Annotated in this window: 14 protein-coding genes and 1 tRNA gene; 7 read left to right on the forward strand and 8 right to left on the reverse strand. The window is 47.3% G+C overall.

What is annotated here, in order from left to right:
- The 4 genes from ACRCZA_RS08775 to glpG form a co-directional block, all read left to right on the forward strand.
- A partial coding sequence (locus ACRCZA_RS08775) for an aminotransferase class I/II-fold pyridoxal phosphate-dependent enzyme (protein WP_438674074.1) occupies window positions 1-240 on the forward strand: 240 nt, incomplete at its 5' end.
- Between the two features lie 23 nt (window positions 241-263).
- On the forward strand, window positions 264-1,289 hold the full coding sequence (gene tdh, locus ACRCZA_RS08780; RefSeq protein WP_438674075.1) for an L-threonine 3-dehydrogenase: 1,026 nt from the start codon (window positions 264-266) through the stop codon (window positions 1,287-1,289).
- Between the two features lie 95 nt (window positions 1,290-1,384).
- The gene (glpE, locus tag ACRCZA_RS08785; protein WP_438674076.1) at window positions 1,385-1,690 is read left to right on the forward strand and encodes a thiosulfate sulfurtransferase GlpE; all 306 of its coding nucleotides are present in this window, start codon (window positions 1,385-1,387) and stop codon (window positions 1,688-1,690) included.
- Window positions 1,687-2,523: a rhomboid family intramembrane serine protease GlpG gene (glpG, locus tag ACRCZA_RS08790; RefSeq protein WP_438674077.1), complete on the forward strand. Its 837-nt coding sequence runs from the start codon at window positions 1,687-1,689 to the stop codon at window positions 2,521-2,523. The genes glpE and glpG overlap by 4 nt, the downstream gene beginning before the upstream one ends.
- A gap of 46 nt (window positions 2,524-2,569) precedes the next feature.
- Here the strand turns inward: glpG and elbB are convergent, their stop codons facing one another.
- The gene (gene elbB, locus ACRCZA_RS08795; protein ID WP_438674078.1) at window positions 2,570-3,229 is read right to left on the reverse strand and encodes an isoprenoid biosynthesis glyoxalase ElbB; all 660 of its coding nucleotides are present in this window, start codon (window positions 3,227-3,229) and stop codon (window positions 2,570-2,572) included.
- Window positions 3,230-3,612: 383 nt separating this feature from the next.
- Between elbB and polA the strand changes: the two genes are divergently transcribed.
- On the forward strand, window positions 3,613-6,426 hold the full coding sequence (gene polA, locus ACRCZA_RS08800) for a DNA polymerase I (protein WP_438674079.1): 2,814 nt from the start codon (window positions 3,613-3,615) through the stop codon (window positions 6,424-6,426).
- Between the two features lie 998 nt (window positions 6,427-7,424).
- Here the strand turns inward: polA and yihA are convergent.
- The gene (gene yihA, locus ACRCZA_RS08805; protein ID WP_438674080.1) at window positions 7,425-8,075 is read right to left on the reverse strand and encodes a ribosome biogenesis GTP-binding protein YihA/YsxC; all 651 of its coding nucleotides are present in this window, start codon (window positions 8,073-8,075) and stop codon (window positions 7,425-7,427) included.
- Between the two features lie 169 nt (window positions 8,076-8,244).
- Here yihA and ACRCZA_RS08810 point away from each other — a divergent pair, with 169 nt between their 5' ends.
- Window positions 8,245-8,868, forward strand: a complete 624-nt coding sequence (locus ACRCZA_RS08810; RefSeq protein WP_438674081.1) for a c-type cytochrome — start codon at window positions 8,245-8,247, stop codon at window positions 8,866-8,868.
- 885 nt (window positions 8,869-9,753) lie between these two features.
- Here the strand turns inward: ACRCZA_RS08810 and ACRCZA_RS08815 are convergent.
- Entirely contained in the window at window positions 9,754-10,713 is a 960-nt protein-coding gene (locus ACRCZA_RS08815; protein ID WP_438674082.1) for an alpha/beta fold hydrolase, read from the reverse strand.
- A gap of 687 nt (window positions 10,714-11,400) precedes the next feature.
- Between ACRCZA_RS08815 and add the strand changes: the two genes are divergently transcribed.
- Window positions 11,401-12,405 carry an adenosine deaminase gene (gene add, locus ACRCZA_RS08820; protein ID WP_438674083.1) on the forward strand — a complete coding sequence of 335 codons (1,005 nt, stop codon included), beginning with the start codon at window positions 11,401-11,403 and terminating at the stop codon, window positions 12,403-12,405.
- A gap of 225 nt (window positions 12,406-12,630) precedes the next feature.
- Here add and hemN read toward each other — a convergent pair whose 3' ends face one another.
- The 5 genes from hemN to ACRCZA_RS08845 all read right to left on the reverse strand — a co-directional run bounded on the left by hemN (window position 12,631) and on the right by ACRCZA_RS08845 (window position 16,679).
- Entirely contained in the window at window positions 12,631-14,007 is a 1,377-nt protein-coding gene (gene hemN, locus ACRCZA_RS08825) for an oxygen-independent coproporphyrinogen III oxidase (protein WP_438674084.1), read from the reverse strand.
- Window positions 14,008-14,273: 266 nt separating this feature from the next.
- Entirely contained in the window at window positions 14,274-14,741 is a 468-nt protein-coding gene (locus ACRCZA_RS08830) for a DUF2489 domain-containing protein (protein WP_438674085.1), read from the reverse strand.
- 76 nt (window positions 14,742-14,817) lie between these two features.
- The gene (gene yihI, locus ACRCZA_RS08835) at window positions 14,818-15,369 is read right to left on the reverse strand and encodes a Der GTPase-activating protein YihI (protein WP_438674086.1); all 552 of its coding nucleotides are present in this window, start codon (window positions 15,367-15,369) and stop codon (window positions 14,818-14,820) included.
- 90 nt (window positions 15,370-15,459) lie between these two features.
- Entirely contained in the window at window positions 15,460-16,098 is a 639-nt protein-coding gene (locus ACRCZA_RS08840) for a methyltransferase domain-containing protein (RefSeq protein WP_438674087.1), read from the reverse strand.
- Between the two features lie 504 nt (window positions 16,099-16,602).
- Window positions 16,603-16,679: transfer RNA gene (locus ACRCZA_RS08845), tRNA-Asp, on the reverse strand.
- Window position 16,680: the final 1 nt, after the last annotated feature.

The following is a 16,680-nucleotide window of genomic DNA, read 5'->3' on the forward strand; positions in this document are numbered from 1 at the left end:
ACCTTAGGTGGTGCAGACCACGCGATTATCCCGGTGATGATTGGCGATGCCAAACTGGCAAGCGACTTCGCTAACCGCTTATTAGCAGAACATATCTACGTGATTGGCTTCTCCTTCCCCGTGGTGCCCAAGGGACAAGCCCGTATCCGTACCCAAATGTCGGCAGCCCACACCCGTGAGCAACTCGACAAAGCGATTGACGCCTTTACCCGTATCGCTAAAGAAATGGCGATTATTTAGGCCCCCATTTAGGACTGAAGAGAATGAAAGCACTCAGTAAATTAAAAGCCGAAAAAGGCATTTGGTTAGTCGATGCACCTAAGCCTGAAATGGGCCATAACGATCTGCTCATCAAAATTAAAAAGACCGCGATTTGCGGCACCGACATGCACATCTACAACTGGGACGAATGGTCACAAAAAACCATTCCTGTGCCTATGGTTGTCGGCCACGAATATGTGGGTGAAGTGGTGGATATCGGGCAAGAAGTGCGCGGCTTTAAGATTGGTGACCGTGTTTCTGGCGAAGGCCATATCACCTGCGGCCACTGCCGTAACTGCCGCGCGGGTCGTACCCACTTATGCCGTAACACCTCTGGTGTTGGCGTAAACCGCGAAGGTTCATTTGCCGAATATTTAGTTATCCCAGCGTTTAACGCCTTCAAAATCCCCGATGATATCAGCGATGATTTAGCCTCTATCTTCGACCCATTCGGTAACGCAGTGCACACCGCACTGTCGTTCGATTTAGTCGGCGAAGACGTGTTAATCACTGGTGCGGGTCCTATCGGTATTATGGCGGCGGCCGTATGTCGCCACGTTGGTGCGCGCCATGTGGTTATTACCGACGTTAACGAATACCGCTTAGAGTTGGCCCGTAAAATGGGGGCCACCCGCGCCGTCAACGTGGCCCAAGAAAACCTCAAAGATGTGATGAAAGAACTCGGCATGACCGAAGGGTTTGATGTCGGCTTAGAAATGTCTGGCGTACCTTCGGCTTTCCACGCCATGTTAGATACCATGAATCACGGTGGCAAAATCGCGATGCTCGGTATTCCGGGTGGCGAAATGGCCATTGATTGGAGCAAAGTCATCTTCAAGGGACTGATCATTAAAGGCATTTATGGCCGTGAAATGTTCGAAACCTGGTACAAGATGGCCAGTCTGATCCAATCTGGCTTAGATATTTCGCCCATCATCACCCACCACTACAAGATTGATGATTTCCAAAAAGGCTTTGACGCTATGGGGTCAGGCCAATCGGGCAAAGTCATCCTCAGCTGGGATTAATGTCCCGCCGCTGAAACAGCAAGGGGCTGTACAGCTGCCGCCCCTTGTTGCACACTTATTCCCATCACCATTGCTCAGCGAGTTCAGGGTTGAATATGTCTTCTTTTAAACACTTAAGCGTCAATCAGTTAGTGCAGATGACCGAGGAAAAGCCAGTGCAGATCGTCGATATTCGCGACGGCAACAGCTTTAACAATGGCCATATTGCGGGTGCGTTCAATTTAAACAATGAAAATTTAGCGCAATATATCAGTGAAGCGGATATGGACAGCCCACTGGTTGTGGTGTGTTATCACGGCATCAGCAGCCAAACCGCCGCGCAATATTTATGCGAACAAGGTTTTGATGACGTCTATAGCCTCGACGGTGGCTTTAGCGCTTGGCATGAGGCCAATGCATGATAGAGATTGGCAGACTCCCGAACAGCCGTGCCGCACAGGCCTTTGTCGATTACCTCAAAGGTGTAAACATCGACTGCCAAATTGAGCCATTGCCACAGGGAGTCGCGATTCTGGTCATCCGCGAGCAAGATGCGGAGCAAGCTCGTAAAGAATTTGCTCACTTTGTCGCTTATCCACACGATAACAAATACTTACAAGCATCATGGGAGCATGGTGATACGCAGACCAAGCTCGACTATGGTGCGCCCTCATTACAGCTATTGACTCAATTTATCACAGGGGCAGGCCCTGTCACCCTCGTCATTTTTGGCCTTTGTAGCCTGATTTTTGCTGCGATGAATTTAGGTTTTAGCCAAGCGATGTTTAACTCGCTTGCCTATTTTGGTGCGGCGCCGGGCGCTGATAGCACACAATTCTGGCGGATTTTCACCCCAAGCCTGCTGCATTTTTCAGCCATGCATATCATCTTTAACTTACTGTGGTGGTGGTATTTAGGCGGCAAAATTGAGACCCGTATCGGCACTGCGCCATTGTTGATTTTACTCTTAGTCGCGGGCACCTTACCCAATGTTCTCCAATACTATCTCAGCGGTCCCAATTTTGGTGGCCTCTCTGGCGTGGTCTATGCGATTGCCGGATACACTTGGGTGATGGGGCGACGCAAACCAGAGGCGGGCATAGGTTTACCGCCATCTTATATGGGATTTATGCTGATTTGGCTAGGGTTAGGCTTTAGCGATTTTATGGGACTCTCAATGGCCAATGGCGCCCATGTTGGCGGCTTAGTGATTGGGCTTGCTCAGGGCCTGTTCGATAGTCGCCGCGCCCGCTGAAGCACGCGGCTAAAGGTGGCGTCCAACTTGGCCGCCCCTACTTGCATCACGACTTAGCCAATTCCAGCACTTTGACAACCAGTTTTTCAATGCCAGAGTACGCCTCTGCAATATTCCCCGCCAGCATATAAGCAGGGGTACTGACGATCTTGTTGGCTTCATCGACCACAATCTCATGCACGTTAGCACTTTGATGGCACCCCCCCATCAAATTAAAGGCAGCAGCAGTATCCACATCATGGCCAATCGTGCCGCAAGCCCCCTGCCCATAGAGGCGCGGGATCATCACCGGTGCGATACAAATAAAGCCAACGGGCTTGTTCGCGGCAATAAACGCATGAATAAACTCACTCACCGCAGGGTTAACCTCGCACTCGCTACCATTAATCGCAAAATTGCACAGGTTTTTAGCGGCCCCAAACCCGCCAGGGATCACTAATCCCGCAAACTGGCTAACATCTAATGCCGTGGTTGGTTTGATGTCACCGCGAGCGATACGGGCGGACTCCACTAACACACTCCGTGTTTGGCTGGTATCCACTTCACCGGTCAGGTGATTAACCACATGCAACTGTGTCATGTCGGGAGCAAAACATTGATAACTCGCGCCCGCTTTTGACAGTGATAAGAGCGTTAGCACCGCTTCGTGAATTTCAGTCCCATCAAACACCCCACAGCCACTGAGTAGCACTGCAATTTTTTTCATAAAAGCACTCCTGTTACGTTATTAAATTTAACATTAAACAAACAAATTAGTTGATCTGCTTAAAAAACATGCTAAGTTATTTTGTCGAATTTACCCTATGCCCAAATTAGCGTCACCTTAGCCAAGTGTTAAGGGTGTCAATAAAAAATCCACACATTAGGAAATTTTTTTCAGAAACGACATTCAACTCACACAAAAACATTATAAATATAAAAAACAGCAACTTAGATAGATCGCATTGAGCCGTAATTATCGCCATTATTCACAGTTGACATTTTGACTCACAGACTTATCCACAGGCTGCGGGCTAATTTGCCATGGCCGAAATAACGCTTCTGTGGCATCCTTATCATCCTCTAAGACATCGATAAACGAAATCACCTATGCCAACTATTGCCAATAACCCACTTGTCCTAGTGGATGGATCGTCCTATCTCTATCGCGCCTACTATGCACCTCCTCACTTAACAAATTCAAAGGGCGAAGCGACGGGGGCCGTTTATGGCGTAGTCAACATGTTACGCAGTCTATTAACTCGCTATCAACCAAGCCATATTGCCGTGGTCTTTGATGCCAAGGGCAATACTTTCCGCAATGAGCTCTACAGCGAGTACAAAGCCCATCGCCCACCCATGCCAGACGATCTGCGTTCGCAAATCGCGCCGCTGCATCGCATTATTCGCGCCTTGGGCTTGCCCCTATTGTCGATCTCTGGCGTCGAAGCAGACGATGTCATCGGCACCATTGCCCGCCAAGCGAGTCGCGAGAATCGCGCCGTTCTTATTAGTACTGGCGACAAGGACATGGCGCAACTCGTTGATGACAATATCACCCTGATTAACACTATGACCAATACCATCATGGGGCCGGCAGAAGTCACTGAGAAGTTTGGCGTTGGCCCTGAGCGCATCATCGATCTGCTGGCGCTGATGGGCGATAAAGCCGACAACATTCCAGGTTTACCCGGTGTCGGTGAAAAAACGGCTCTCGCCATGCTCACGGGTGCAGGCAGCGTGGCGAACCTCTTAGCCGCCCCTCAACAAGTCACTGAATTAGGCTTTAGGGGCGCCAAAACCATGGCGGCCAAAATTAGCGACAATGCCGATATGCTCAAACTGTCCTATGAGCTGGCCACCATTAAAACCGATGTCGCACTCGAGCAAGATTGGCATGAACTGGTGGCCCAACCTGCCGATACGGATGAACTCATTCAGTGCTATGGTGAAATGGAGTTTAAGCGCTGGCTTGCCGAAGTCTTAGAGCATAAAACCGCGCACTCCACTGGGAGCGCTAAAGGCCCAACGGCGAACGCCTCAAACACCGACAGCACTGACTCAAGCGCTGCGACTGACACCTCGGATGCGCCCACCCAAAGCACCGTCATCACAACCGACTATGAAACGATTTTAACTCAAGCCCAGCTTGATAAATGGCTTAAGATCCTTCAACAAGCACCGTTAATGGCCGTGGATACAGAAACCACCAGCCTTGATTATATGGTCGCGGAGCTGGTTGGGCTCTCCTTTGCGGTCGAAGCCGGCAAAGCCGCTTATCTGCCTTTGGCCCACGACTATGTCGGCGCGCCACCGCAATTAGATAAACACGCGGCGTTGGCACAACTGCGGCCGATCCTTGAGGATGCTAACATCAAAAAGGTCGGGCAAAATCTTAAATATGACATCAGCATCCTCACCAATGCTGGGATCCACTTACAGGGTGTCGCTTTCGATACCATGCTCGAATCCTACGTCTTTAATTCTGTCGCTTCGCGCCATGATATGGATGGTTTAGCACTCAAATATTTAGGCCATAAAAATATCAGCTTTGAGGATATTGCAGGCAAAGGCGCTAAACAGCTGACCTTTAACCAGATCCCGCTTGAGACTGCCGCGCCCTATGCCGCAGAAGATGCCGATATCACTCTGCGGTTGCATCAACATCTGTGGCCAAGACTCGAGCAAGCAAGCGAATTAGCGGCGGTATTCACCCAAATAGAGCTGCCCTTAATTCAAGTGTTATCTCAGATTGAACGCCAAGGCGTATTGATTGATAGCATGTTACTCGGCCAGCAAAGTGAGGAACTCGCCCGCAAAATCGATGAACTCGAGCAAAAAGCCTATGCCATTGCCGGTGAAAAATTTAACCTAAGCTCACCCAAACAGCTGCAAGTGTTGTTTTTTGAAAAGCTCGGTTATCCCATCACCAAAAAAACCCCCAAGGGAGCGCCATCGACCGCCGAAGAGGTCCTCGTAGAGTTAGCCTTAGACTTCCCGCTGCCTAAAGTCATACTCGAACACCGCAGTCTAACCAAGTTAAAGAGCACCTATACCGATAAGCTCCCGCTTATGGTCAACGCCAAAACTGGACGAGTCCACACGAGCTATCATCAAGCGAATGCCGCGACCGGACGCTTATCCTCCAGTGAGCCCAACCTGCAAAACATCCCCATTCGCACCGAAGAGGGACGACGCATTCGCCAAGCCTTTATCGCCCCTGAGGGCCGAAAAATTCTGGCTGCCGATTATTCTCAAATCGAATTGCGGATCATGGCGCATTTATCTCAAGATGCAGGCTTACTCAAGGCCTTTGCGGAAGGCAAAGACATCCATCGAGCAACCGCTGCGGAAGTCTTTGGCACCGATTTTGACGATGTCACCACCGAGCAACGCCGCCGCGCCAAGGCCGTGAATTTTGGCCTCATTTATGGCATGTCTGCCTTTGGCTTAGCAAAGCAACTCGATATTCCGCGCAATGAGGCACAAACCTACATAGACACTTACTTTGCCCGGTACCCCGGTGTGTTACGTTATATGGAAGAAACGCGCGCGAGCGCAAGCGAATTAGGCTACGTCACCACGCTCTTCGGGCGGCGCCTGTATCTGCCTGAAATCCGCGACCGCAATGCCATGCGCCGGCAAGCGGCAGAACGGGCAGCCATTAACGCCCCAATGCAAGGCACCGCCGCAGATATTATTAAGCGGGCGATGATCAGCATCGCCGATTGGATAGCCACTGAAACCCAAGGTGAAATTACCATGATCATGCAAGTCCACGATGAATTGGTATTTGAGGTTGACGCCGGCCAAGCAGAGCGGCTGAAACGGCAAATCTGTGAGCTGATGGCGAAAGCGGCCAATCTTGATGTGGAACTGCTGGCAGAAGCTGGCATCGGCGACAATTGGGATCAAGCCCACTAATTTAGTCGCCATTTTAATTTTAGTCACGAGTCGCTCAATCACTCACATTAGGCTCGGCGGGATTTTGATACACCTCAATCTCGCTGAGCCATAACTTCCTCTCAGGCAAATACTCCGCCAGACCCAACATTATTTAGAATCAACAACGCCCGTCCGATACCTCATCTACTCGTCGCTCAGCTAATCATCAACAAATAGCTCCGCCAACGCATCACTCCGCCAAACCGCCACCCCAATTAACCATGGCGAGTTAACAACGGCGAACTGACATCAGCATTCCATCACCTATCAATTAACTGTGGTGACAATGTTCTATATTGCGCACACTCAGTCAGCCGTTTAGGGGCCTAATGAAACATTAAAACGCTAAATTTGATCAAATATGTACATAAAATACAGAAAAACCGCTTAATCTGGCTAATTTGACGTTACATTTGAAAGTTGTAGATCAAATAAAGCCGATTTTTCACCCACAAATCGAGATCGAGTGCACACAATTGCCATGATTTTAGAAAAACTGTTTTCCATTTAACGGCAAATACCCTATCATTCTCGGCGTAGGGTACAGAGGTTAAGATGTTCTATCTTTCAGACCTTTATTTCACTTATAGTGATGAGCCAAATTATGGCGCCTCAGCAACTTGTTTGCTGAGGCTTTTTTTTGGCTATTTTTTAGATGACCACTTTTTTAGAGTATTTACTTTAATAAAAGGTAAATCCAATGTATGCTATCTTCATTGAGAGCCATTGAAGTGAATTTAATGGTGCTTGAGTCTTGTTGAATTTAGCTTCTCCCCAAAAGAGCTAATATTTTTGGCCGATAGCATTTATGTTATCGGCTATTTTTTTGTCTAAAATGGGCAAAAACGAGAGAATAAACACGCAGGAAGGTAACACACCTAAGACGGGTGCAAACAACAAAAACCAACATCAAAACCCTATTGGCCAGCGTAGATGTACTCACTTACCCCACCTATGCTAGCCACAGCTTACTTAGATTACTCTGCGGCGCCAACCTCATCCGCCAACCACTGTGGATGACACCACTCATTTAAAATACTCAGGACTTTAGGCTTACCGGTTCCCTTTAATGAAGAAAACGGCTCAACTTGTACCCAATCGCCAAAATCAGCTAAAGCTTTACGCACCTCATTGACGGTTTTCATTTTAGCGCTTTGAGCTAATTTATCAGACTTTGTCAGTAATGCCAGCACCGGGATTTCACTCGCTACCGCCCACTCAATCATCTGCATATCTAAATCTTTCAGTGGATGGCGAATATCCATCAATACCACGACGCCACTTAAACAAGCACGTTTCTGTAAATATTCCCCCAGCGCTTGTTGCCACTTGTGCTTCATCGCCAGAGGCACCTGCGCAAAACCATAACCGGGTAAATCTACCAAGCGACGCTGAGCGTCTAATTCGAACACGTTAATTAACTGAGTTCGCCCCGGCGTTTTACTGGTGCGCGCCAAGTTTTTTTGCTCTGTTAATGCATTAAGTGCACTTGATTTACCCGCATTTGAGCGCCCAGCAAAAGCAATTTCAACACCAACGTCACCGGGCAGATATTGATCCAAATGTGCAATGTCAGGCGCACTAATTAAAAACTTCGCCTTGCGAAAATCTATATGAGATTCAGTCACTATTTACTCCAAAATATTTTCTGCGCGATACCATAATTTATGAAGAATTGCTTACTTTTCCACGTTTTCGTGTAAAATATTACCCCGATCACATTAAACGTTTTTTACCACGCTTGCTTATCACCCTAGTAAGCTCAGGATAATAATCTTAACCAGAAGTTGGAACGCCATGAAAAAGTTAGCTCTTGCGCTGTCTGTTGTTGTTGCCGCCATATCTTCACCCACGCTTGCTGAAGGAAATGCTGAGGCGGGAAAAACTAAAGTAATCGTCTGCTCTGCCTGTCATGGTATGGACGGTAATAGTCTGATCGACATGTATCCCAAACTTGCGGGTCAACACGCCACCTACCTGCAAAAGCAATTACACGATTTCCGTAGCGCAGCCCAAACTGCTGGCAAAGACGGCCGCATGGATCCTATCATGGGTGGCATGTCGATTGCTCTAAGCGATCAGGATATTCTCGATATTAGTGCATATTTCACGAGCCAGACCTTAAAAGTTGCAGAAGTAAAAGATATACCAGAACTTGGCGCCAAACTTTATAAAGGTGGCGATGCTGCCCGCGGCATTACCGCTTGTATGGCGTGCCATGGCCCCGAAGGTAAAGGAGCGGAACTTGCAGGCTTCCCAGCGCTAGCGGGACAACACGCTAACTACATTAAAATCCAACTGACAAAGTTTCGTGATGTTAGCCGTCATAATGACCTGAACGGCATGATGCAAGATGTCGCCAAAAAATTAAATGACAGCGATATCGAAGCGCTTTCAAAGTATATTGCTAGCTTGAAATAATGCAGCAATGAAATAAACGCACAAAAAGGGTGTTGATACACCCTTTTTTACACCCCGCAGTTGACGTTTACGTCAACCACAAACATTCACGCTTGACATAGATCACAGATTTAGGTTTAATGTGCCCCGTACCGAGATAAACCCATCTGTTTGTAAAAAAAGATGAATAACAACGGACAGATTTCGGTATAATCCACATTAAAGATATAAGAATAAAGATCCTTAATAACAATAATACAACTGAGACCACTCGCCAATAATAATAAGAGTCGTGATTTCGCACTGAAATCCAGGTCAGTACATATTTGTAAGGGATGGCAGATAATGCCAGTTTGCATTAGCAAATCGCCTTACGCTCAGGGTAGCCTGCCCAATCAGGATACAGTTTGAATGATTCGAACTGCAGCAACGGAAGCTAATTAGCTTTGGATGCACTGGCTGGAAGCTTGTTATCACTGGAAGGTACTTTAATTAACAGGGATGGTTAACTTAGTGTCATTGATGACGCTTATTAATGATGAGTCATGAGACCATCTACGGAAACTGTGGTCAGGACGGCGACAGAATTTACACTAAGTGTCTGGAAGACCGATAACGAAAATTGAGCAGGGAAAGCTGTAAAAAAAAGAAGGATACTGACCGGGAAAGTCGCATAGCAAGTATGGATACTTGGAATCAGGATAAGATGCTTAATGCATCGATTATAAGGCGGCAGTTTAACTGCCGCCTTTTTTATTATTGTTATTTTTACTTAAAGCAACCTTACCGCTTAGGAAAAATAAGGGCTGTACTGCACAACGCTCGTTAATACCCCAAATCGCAGCTCTATTTCCACTGGGCGTTTAACTGATTCCTCAAGGTGAATACACCGCCCCACCCTGGCGCTTAATGATTGCCGCGCTCAAACCAGTCGAGAGCATAATTTAACGCTTGCTCCCGAAAAACATCTTTTTCAATAAAAAGCTCATGAGCGGCCCCCTCAATAACCAACAATTGGCCACAAGAGCTCACGGCCCGCTGCTGCGCGGCATTATCAACAATGCGATCTTCGCTCGCTTGCAAGATCAAAATAGGAGTATCAATTTTAGACGCCGCCAGTACGCAAGCGTCTGCGGCAGCTAAGGCTTCGGTGAGCCAATGGTTAGTGGGTGCTCCTAATTGCAGCTGAGGCTGTTCAGCATAGAGCTTTCTATAGGCTTGATACCGCATCTCACTGTGAGTTAACTCATTATCTTCAAAGGATACTGCCTGATAGTCTCCTCCTCCCAACACATAGTTTGGTTCGGCACCGCGTAGGCTGCTATCTAATTTATTTGCCAGCCAGCGGATAAATCCCTTTGGCATAGGGAGCTTAATGCCATACATTGGCGCTGAAAATGCGGCGGTACTGAACACGCCGGGGAATTGCTGCAGATATAAAGTTCCGATTGCGCCGCCCATCGAATGCCCTAATAGATGCAGAGGCCCTGTCGCATGCTTTAATACAACCTGTAGCATAAACATTGAAAAATCTTCGACATAATCGTTAAACCTACCCACATACCCTTGGTGGGGGTTTGCCGTCATTCGCCCTGATAATCCTTGACCCCGATGATCGATGGCAAATACCGAATAGCCCTGCTGATAGAGATCAAACACCAATTCTTGATATTTTAAATAGGATTCCACTCTGCCGCTGCTAAGCACAATACTCGCCCGCGCGTGAGGATGGCGAGCAACCATATAAGCCAAAGTAATGCCATCCGCTGCAGTTAGCGTCCCTTGAACCACTGTACGCCAGAAGATTTGCTGCTCAGGTGTCGTTAACCGGTGTTCACTTGAAAATATGCGGGGGATAAGGCTCATGAAAGGTCACAGGTTGCTTAATGTTAAGTGGCAGTGTAACAGACAAGCGCAGTAGACTGAAAATTGCGACGCCAGTGCTTGCCCTTGTGTAAGTGTGTAAGTTTAAATCGCGTGAACTAATGCTGTTAGCGTTCTTGCTTCGCAAGCTTGGTGCAGAATAAAACGCTTGATTGACGCCTAAATTATCGACAGCGGCACCACGCAGCCTTTCATCGGTAAGATGGCCAATATGATTATAGGGGTCTTGATAGGAGCCCGCCTCTCCCCCAAATATTCACTGCATCAGCGCCAACTTTCACAAAGGCGAGATATCACTATAACGGCATAACGGCCAAAAGCAGGCAATGAGCCAAGTTCAGTATTGAGGTTGCTTGCAGGTGAGACCTTGCAACCACCTCACTCAATCTTAACACTCCAGCGCATACCGCCGCCGCTTATCAAGAGCGTAGGTATTCCCAGTAGTAACCGGATTCATCATTTCGGTGAGTTGCTGGCCTTACCATGCCATTATCCCTGATGCCCCCCTTGTCAGTAGGCTAAGCCATCAACGCAATTATCCCTCAATGTGAATTAACCACTGCGCCGCAGGCAAAGCTAGCAAAAAATGCGTGTTACACTTAAAGCCCAAGAGGCACCACTGGCGATTGGATAGCAACCGCCTCAGCAAATAGTACATGGAGGGGAAAGATGATTGATAAGGCGATTCCGTTAGTGGATCTGCATCGGCACTTAGACGGCAATGTGCGGGTCAGCAGCATTTGGGAGCTAGCACAGCAACACCGCATTGCGCTGCCAGCCACCTCGCGAGAGGCATTGGTTCCCTTTGTGCAAGTTCAAGAGAAAGAAAGCAGTTTAGTCGCCTTCTTAAAAAAACTGGATTGGATGGTCGCAGTGCTGGCCGATTTAGATGCGGTAAAGCGTATTGCCTATGAAAATGTCGCCGATGCGGCACTATCAGGTTTAGATTACGCAGAGCTGCGCTTTAGCCCCTACTACATGGCAATGAACCATAAGCTGCCGATAGAAGGCGTGGTCGAAGCCGTTATCGACGGTGTTAACGCAGGCTTAAAGGATTACCCTATTAAGATCAATTTGATAGGAATTATGTCACGCTCCTTTGGCCCCAAGGCTTGCACTCAAGAGCTTAACGGCTTGCTCGCCCACCAACAGCATCTGGTTGCGATAGATTTAGCCGGAGATGAATTAGGCTTCCCGGGAGACGCATTTACCGAACACTTTAAGCGCGTCCGGGATACGGGGCTTGGGATCACAGTGCACGCGGGTGAGGCAGCGGGAGCGCAAAGTATTTGGCAAGCAATCCAATCACTTGGAGCTACGCGTATTGGCCATGGTGTACATGCTATTCATGATCCCCAATTAATGGAATACCTCGCTAAACAGCAGATTGGCATCGAATCTTGCCCCACCAGTAACTTACACACCTCCACCGTCAGCTCCTATGCCGAACATCCCTTTAAAACCTTTCTGGATGCGGGCGTGCTTATTAGCCTCAATACCGACGATCCCGGCGTCAGCGCCATCGATATTCACCATGAATATGAGAAGGCTGCAACAGAGCTGCATTTGAGCGAACGTGAACTGGCTCAAGTGCAACGCAACGGGGTGGAAATGGCGTTTTTATCCGATGCCGAACGCCGCGCTCTGTATGCCACTAAAGCACAGCTTAAGTGATCTGCATCAGTGATATCCATCATTTACACCGCCAAATGCTAGATACAGGCAACCCGTTGATACAAACAAAAGCGAACACCAATAGCGCCCCCCAATAATGGGACTTCGCGAGCAAAGCCAATGACTAACGCGTTTAGCCACAATAAAAAAATCCGACGTTACGTCGGATTCTTTTATTGTTACGCCCTTGGCACTTTTAACCGGTGCCAAGCGACCTCTTCGGCATTAAATAACCCGAGAGAACTGCTGCTGCCGGGCTTTTTGTCGATAGTACAAGTCAAAGCACATGCAAATATTACGGATCAGCAATCGACCCGTTGGGCTGATAGTGACTTTTCGGTCTGTGATATCAACTAACTTATCATCAACAAAGGTTTGCAGCAGTTTAAGATCTTCGCTGAAATATTCTTCAAAGTGAATACCGAGCTTGGCATCGATTTTGGCCATATCCAGTTCAAAATGGCAAATGAGCTGTTTAATCACCACACGGCGGATTTCATCATCACGATTTAAACTACAGCCCTTCCATAAGGCGTGGCCGTCCTTGTCGATAGCTTCATAATAAGGGCGGATATCCTTTTGGTTTTGGGCATAACAATCACCAATTTGACTGATCGAGGACACCCCTAGGCCAAGCAAATCGCATTCTTCTTGGGTCGTATAACCTTGGAAGTTACGGTGCAATTTGCCTTCACGCTGCAACTTAGCTAATTCATCATCGGGCTTGGCAAAGTGATCCATACCGATATATTGGTAGCCTGCGCCCGTTAAGGTCTCAATCGTTTGATGTAACATATCAAGTTTTTGAGTGGGCGAAGGTAAATGCTCATCTTTAATTTTGCGCTGGGCAGCAAAACGCGCAGGCAAATGAGCATAGTTAAACACGGATAAACGGTCAGGAGACAAGTCTAACACCCGCTGCATCGTTGCGGCGAAGGTTTCCGGCGTTTGGTGCGGCAGGCCGTAAATCAAATCGATATTGGTCGAGACAAAGCCCATTGCCTTGGCCTTGGCCATCAAATCAAAGATAAATTGCTCATCCTGCTCACGGTTTACGGCAATTTGCACTTCTTTATTAAAATCTTGGACGCCTATCGAAATACGGTTGAAACCGGCTTGTTTTAAGGTGTCGAGCATGGACAGTTCGATTTCGCGAGGATCCACTTCAATCGAAAACTCTCCCTCTGCGGCAAAATTGAAATTAGCCTTAATTAAAGCCGTCAGCTTTAAAATTTGCTCAGGAGTTAAAAATGTTGGCGTACCACCACCCCAATGCATTTGCGTCACACTGTAGTGCTTAAACAACGGCGCACGCTTAATAATTTCTTGGCTTAAATATTCGATGTACTGATCGGCTTTATGGGCGTGGCGAGTAATGACTTTGTTGCAACCGCAGTAATAACAAAGTTTGGCGCAAAAGGGGATATGAATATACAGCGACAGCTTATCGCTTTTACTGTTTTCAATGGCAGTCAGTAGATGCTGCTCGGTAAAAGAATCATCAAACTCAAGTGCCGTAGGGTAAGAAGTGTAACGGGGACCGCTGTAGTTATACTTTTCGATCATCGATTGATCCCAGCTAATCTGAGTGGGCTGCTTCAAGGCGTGTCCTCCGAGGGTAAATTAGCAACAACCGAAGTATGCAAGGTTCTAGGGCAAATAACCTTGATCCAGGTTGTAAAAATGATGCAGAACTTTTTAGAAGTTACGCAATATCCATGAAAAAAATGCACTTGTCTGTTACTTTTTGGAGGTTTTGTGGACAGGCTCACGGGAAGAACAAGAAGGGACGCATAGAGGCCGCTCCGCAGTCAAAAAGTCGGTGTACGGCCAAGCGACTTAACACCCCCAATAACGCGAATCCATCGTTAATGGGTTGGTCTAAGCTGATAATGAGCGAGCTTTTTCATCTCATCGTTAATACCATGAGCAAGCTCGGCTTCAGATTTCATTCGCACAAAATCCAGCTTCATTCGCTGCTGTTTGGGCAGCGCTTGACGAGCCTCCATGATCGGGTGCGCTTTGATTAACTCGAAATGCTTAAATAACATGGGAAATTCAGGTGCAACGCGCTCGCTAAGAGAAAGCATTTCAAACAAGCGGCCAATCCTCAACACCCCTTCTGACATCTCGCAGCGATCCTCCAGCATTGCCGTCGCAATATAACGAATATCACCTAATACCTGCGCGCGCTTAGCGTTAGCTTTAGCCTCACGCTCGGCAAGCTCGGCCTGCTGTCGTTGCCGCTGTTGCTTTAACTGTAACAGTAAATAGGTAGCGTAACCGCTAAGTCCAACTAGGATAATACCACCGAGAATGATGAACGCCGTCGACACAAAAACTCCTTATGTTAGCCGTATAAAAGCAGATGAAATGCCCCATGTGCTTTTATACCTAAACCGAGGTTAATCGTTATCTTGGCTCTTGATAATCTTTGAGCAATTCGCTACCAGACTCAAATTTATCAAAGAGCTCATCATCGGAAAGCACTTTAGCTTGCGCAGGGGTCGATTCATCGACATCATCAGTGATCCCAAGCTTGATCATCAGCGCCTCAATCTTATTAAGTTGCTGATCGAGCCATTGCTGATCGGCATCACTCAAATCGCGCCCTTCTTCTAACATATCAAGCAGTTGATTTAATCTTGGGTCATCTTCAAGCTTGAGCAACTTTTGCTCATCGGTTAATTTAGGCTGCTTAACTTTAGGCGCCTTCACTTCGGCTGGAGCAATGCTCGTCACCAAAACCACCGGCTTTTTGCTGCCATGGCGGGGGTCTTTCTTCTGAGCGGCTTTTTGCTGAGGAGCTTGGGCCTGGATCAGCGCTTCATTATGGCGACTGCCGGATTTATTACCGGTTTCTTTACGTTTGCCAGTCGCTACAGCACGGTCCTGCTTTTTCACTCTTGGCTGTAACTTAGGGCTGTTCTCGCCGCCCTTGCGTGTTTTCTTGCTACGAGACATGATTTTCTCAATTGTTTGCAACATGTGGCCCCGCAGGCAGGAAATCATCCTATCCACCGGGGACTAAATTAGGTCGGCTGTTATACCAGATTATGATGTTTTTTGCATCAAAACGAGGTCTTTCGCGGCAAATAATAGCGCAAAATTGCTATTTTTTGCCAGGTACTCAAAGGTTTGCTTTTGATAAAAACTAACATGTGTCAGATTGTTCTTATAATGCCACTTTGCAAAGCCATCTAAATCAATCAGTAACGGCGTACTAATTGCCAACCACCCTCCAGGGCGCAGCAAATGTGCGAACAGATTCCACTCTTTACTTGGGTACTGAAAATGCTCAAAAACCCGATAGCAGCAGATAAAATCGTATTGCAGCTTAAGCGCCTCATGATCAGGAGCCAAGAATGGATCATATTGGTTGAGTTGATGCCCAGCAGCATTAACAACCCTAAGACACTCAGCATCGACTATGCGACCAAAATTTAACCCCAATAACTGACCGGGCTGTTGATACTGCAACTGCTCTAACAGCGGTAGTATAAATTGTGACAACTGCCGCTGCTTGGATGCGATCCTAGCACGACCATAACGCTGTTTTTCAGCTGCAGGAGGAAGATGACTATTGGCATCAGCAAAAGTTAATCCACATAGCCGACAGGCATAAAAACTCCGCTTTTTATCTTGAAGCAATAGAAAAGTTTGATGATTAAGACAAAGAGGGCATCGGCGCATCGAGTCAACTAGCATGATGATTTAGAGACTGATTGTAACAATATGATTGTAATAATAATATTGATAGATGGCACATTTTATAACAATTCTACGCCACAGGGCTGAGGGTGATAAACTCTTTTGTATAAATGCCTGTTTACCATAACATTAACTGTCACCGTACCTCACCATAAACAGTATCCTCACAGCCAACCTCTGAGCGGCATAACCCATTTTCCAGCCAACGGTGCAATACTCGATGCAACAACGTCAGCACTGGATCATCACCTAAGAATAAACGTCCAGTCTTGGCCAGCGCAATTCAGCGTTCGATATAACCAAAATGCAAGGCGAGCGCAGCCTGTCAAAGACTACAAACCATCCGCTCAAGAATATGGCTTAATCTGAATCAATCTTGATATAAATTGGCATCAATTACTGGTCGCGGTTACAAGAGACAAGGAAATAATGATAATAAAAAAACAAAAAGCCCAAGCTATTTATTAGCTTGGGCTTCATGAATGTTGGCGGAGCGGACGGGACTCGAACCCGCGACCCCCGGCGTGACAGGCCGGTATTCTAACCAACTGAACTACCGCTCCA

It is taken from the genome of Shewanella sp. (genome assembly GCF_051658185.1).
GTDB lineage: Bacteria > Pseudomonadota > Gammaproteobacteria > Enterobacterales > Shewanellaceae > Shewanella.

What these genes read in the sequence shown, in the direction of transcription:
- yihI (WP_438674086.1), bottom strand. Translation starts at nt 15,369, where the DNA reads ATGTCTCGTAGCAAGAAAACACGCAAGGGCGGCGAGAACAGCCCTAAG.
- ACRCZA_RS08810 (WP_438674081.1), top strand. Translation starts at nt 8,245, where the DNA reads ATGAAAAAGTTAGCTCTTGCGCTGTCTGTTGTTGTTGCCGCCATATCT.
- glpE (WP_438674076.1), top strand. Translation starts at nt 1,385, where the DNA reads ATGTCTTCTTTTAAACACTTAAGCGTCAATCAGTTAGTGCAGATGACC.
- ACRCZA_RS08815 (WP_438674082.1), bottom strand. Translation starts at nt 10,713, where the DNA reads ATGAGCCTTATCCCCCGCATATTTTCAAGTGAACACCGGTTAACGACA.
- ACRCZA_RS08840 (WP_438674087.1), bottom strand. Translation starts at nt 16,098, where the DNA reads ATGCGCCGATGCCCTCTTTGTCTTAATCATCAAACTTTTCTATTGCTT.
- tdh (WP_438674075.1), top strand. Translation starts at nt 264, where the DNA reads ATGAAAGCACTCAGTAAATTAAAAGCCGAAAAAGGCATTTGGTTAGTC.
- polA (WP_438674079.1), top strand. Translation starts at nt 3,613, where the DNA reads ATGCCAACTATTGCCAATAACCCACTTGTCCTAGTGGATGGATCGTCC.
- glpG (WP_438674077.1), top strand. Translation starts at nt 1,687, where the DNA reads ATGATAGAGATTGGCAGACTCCCGAACAGCCGTGCCGCACAGGCCTTT.
- add (WP_438674083.1), top strand. Translation starts at nt 11,401, where the DNA reads ATGATTGATAAGGCGATTCCGTTAGTGGATCTGCATCGGCACTTAGAC.
- elbB (WP_438674078.1), bottom strand. Translation starts at nt 3,229, where the DNA reads ATGAAAAAAATTGCAGTGCTACTCAGTGGCTGTGGGGTGTTTGATGGG.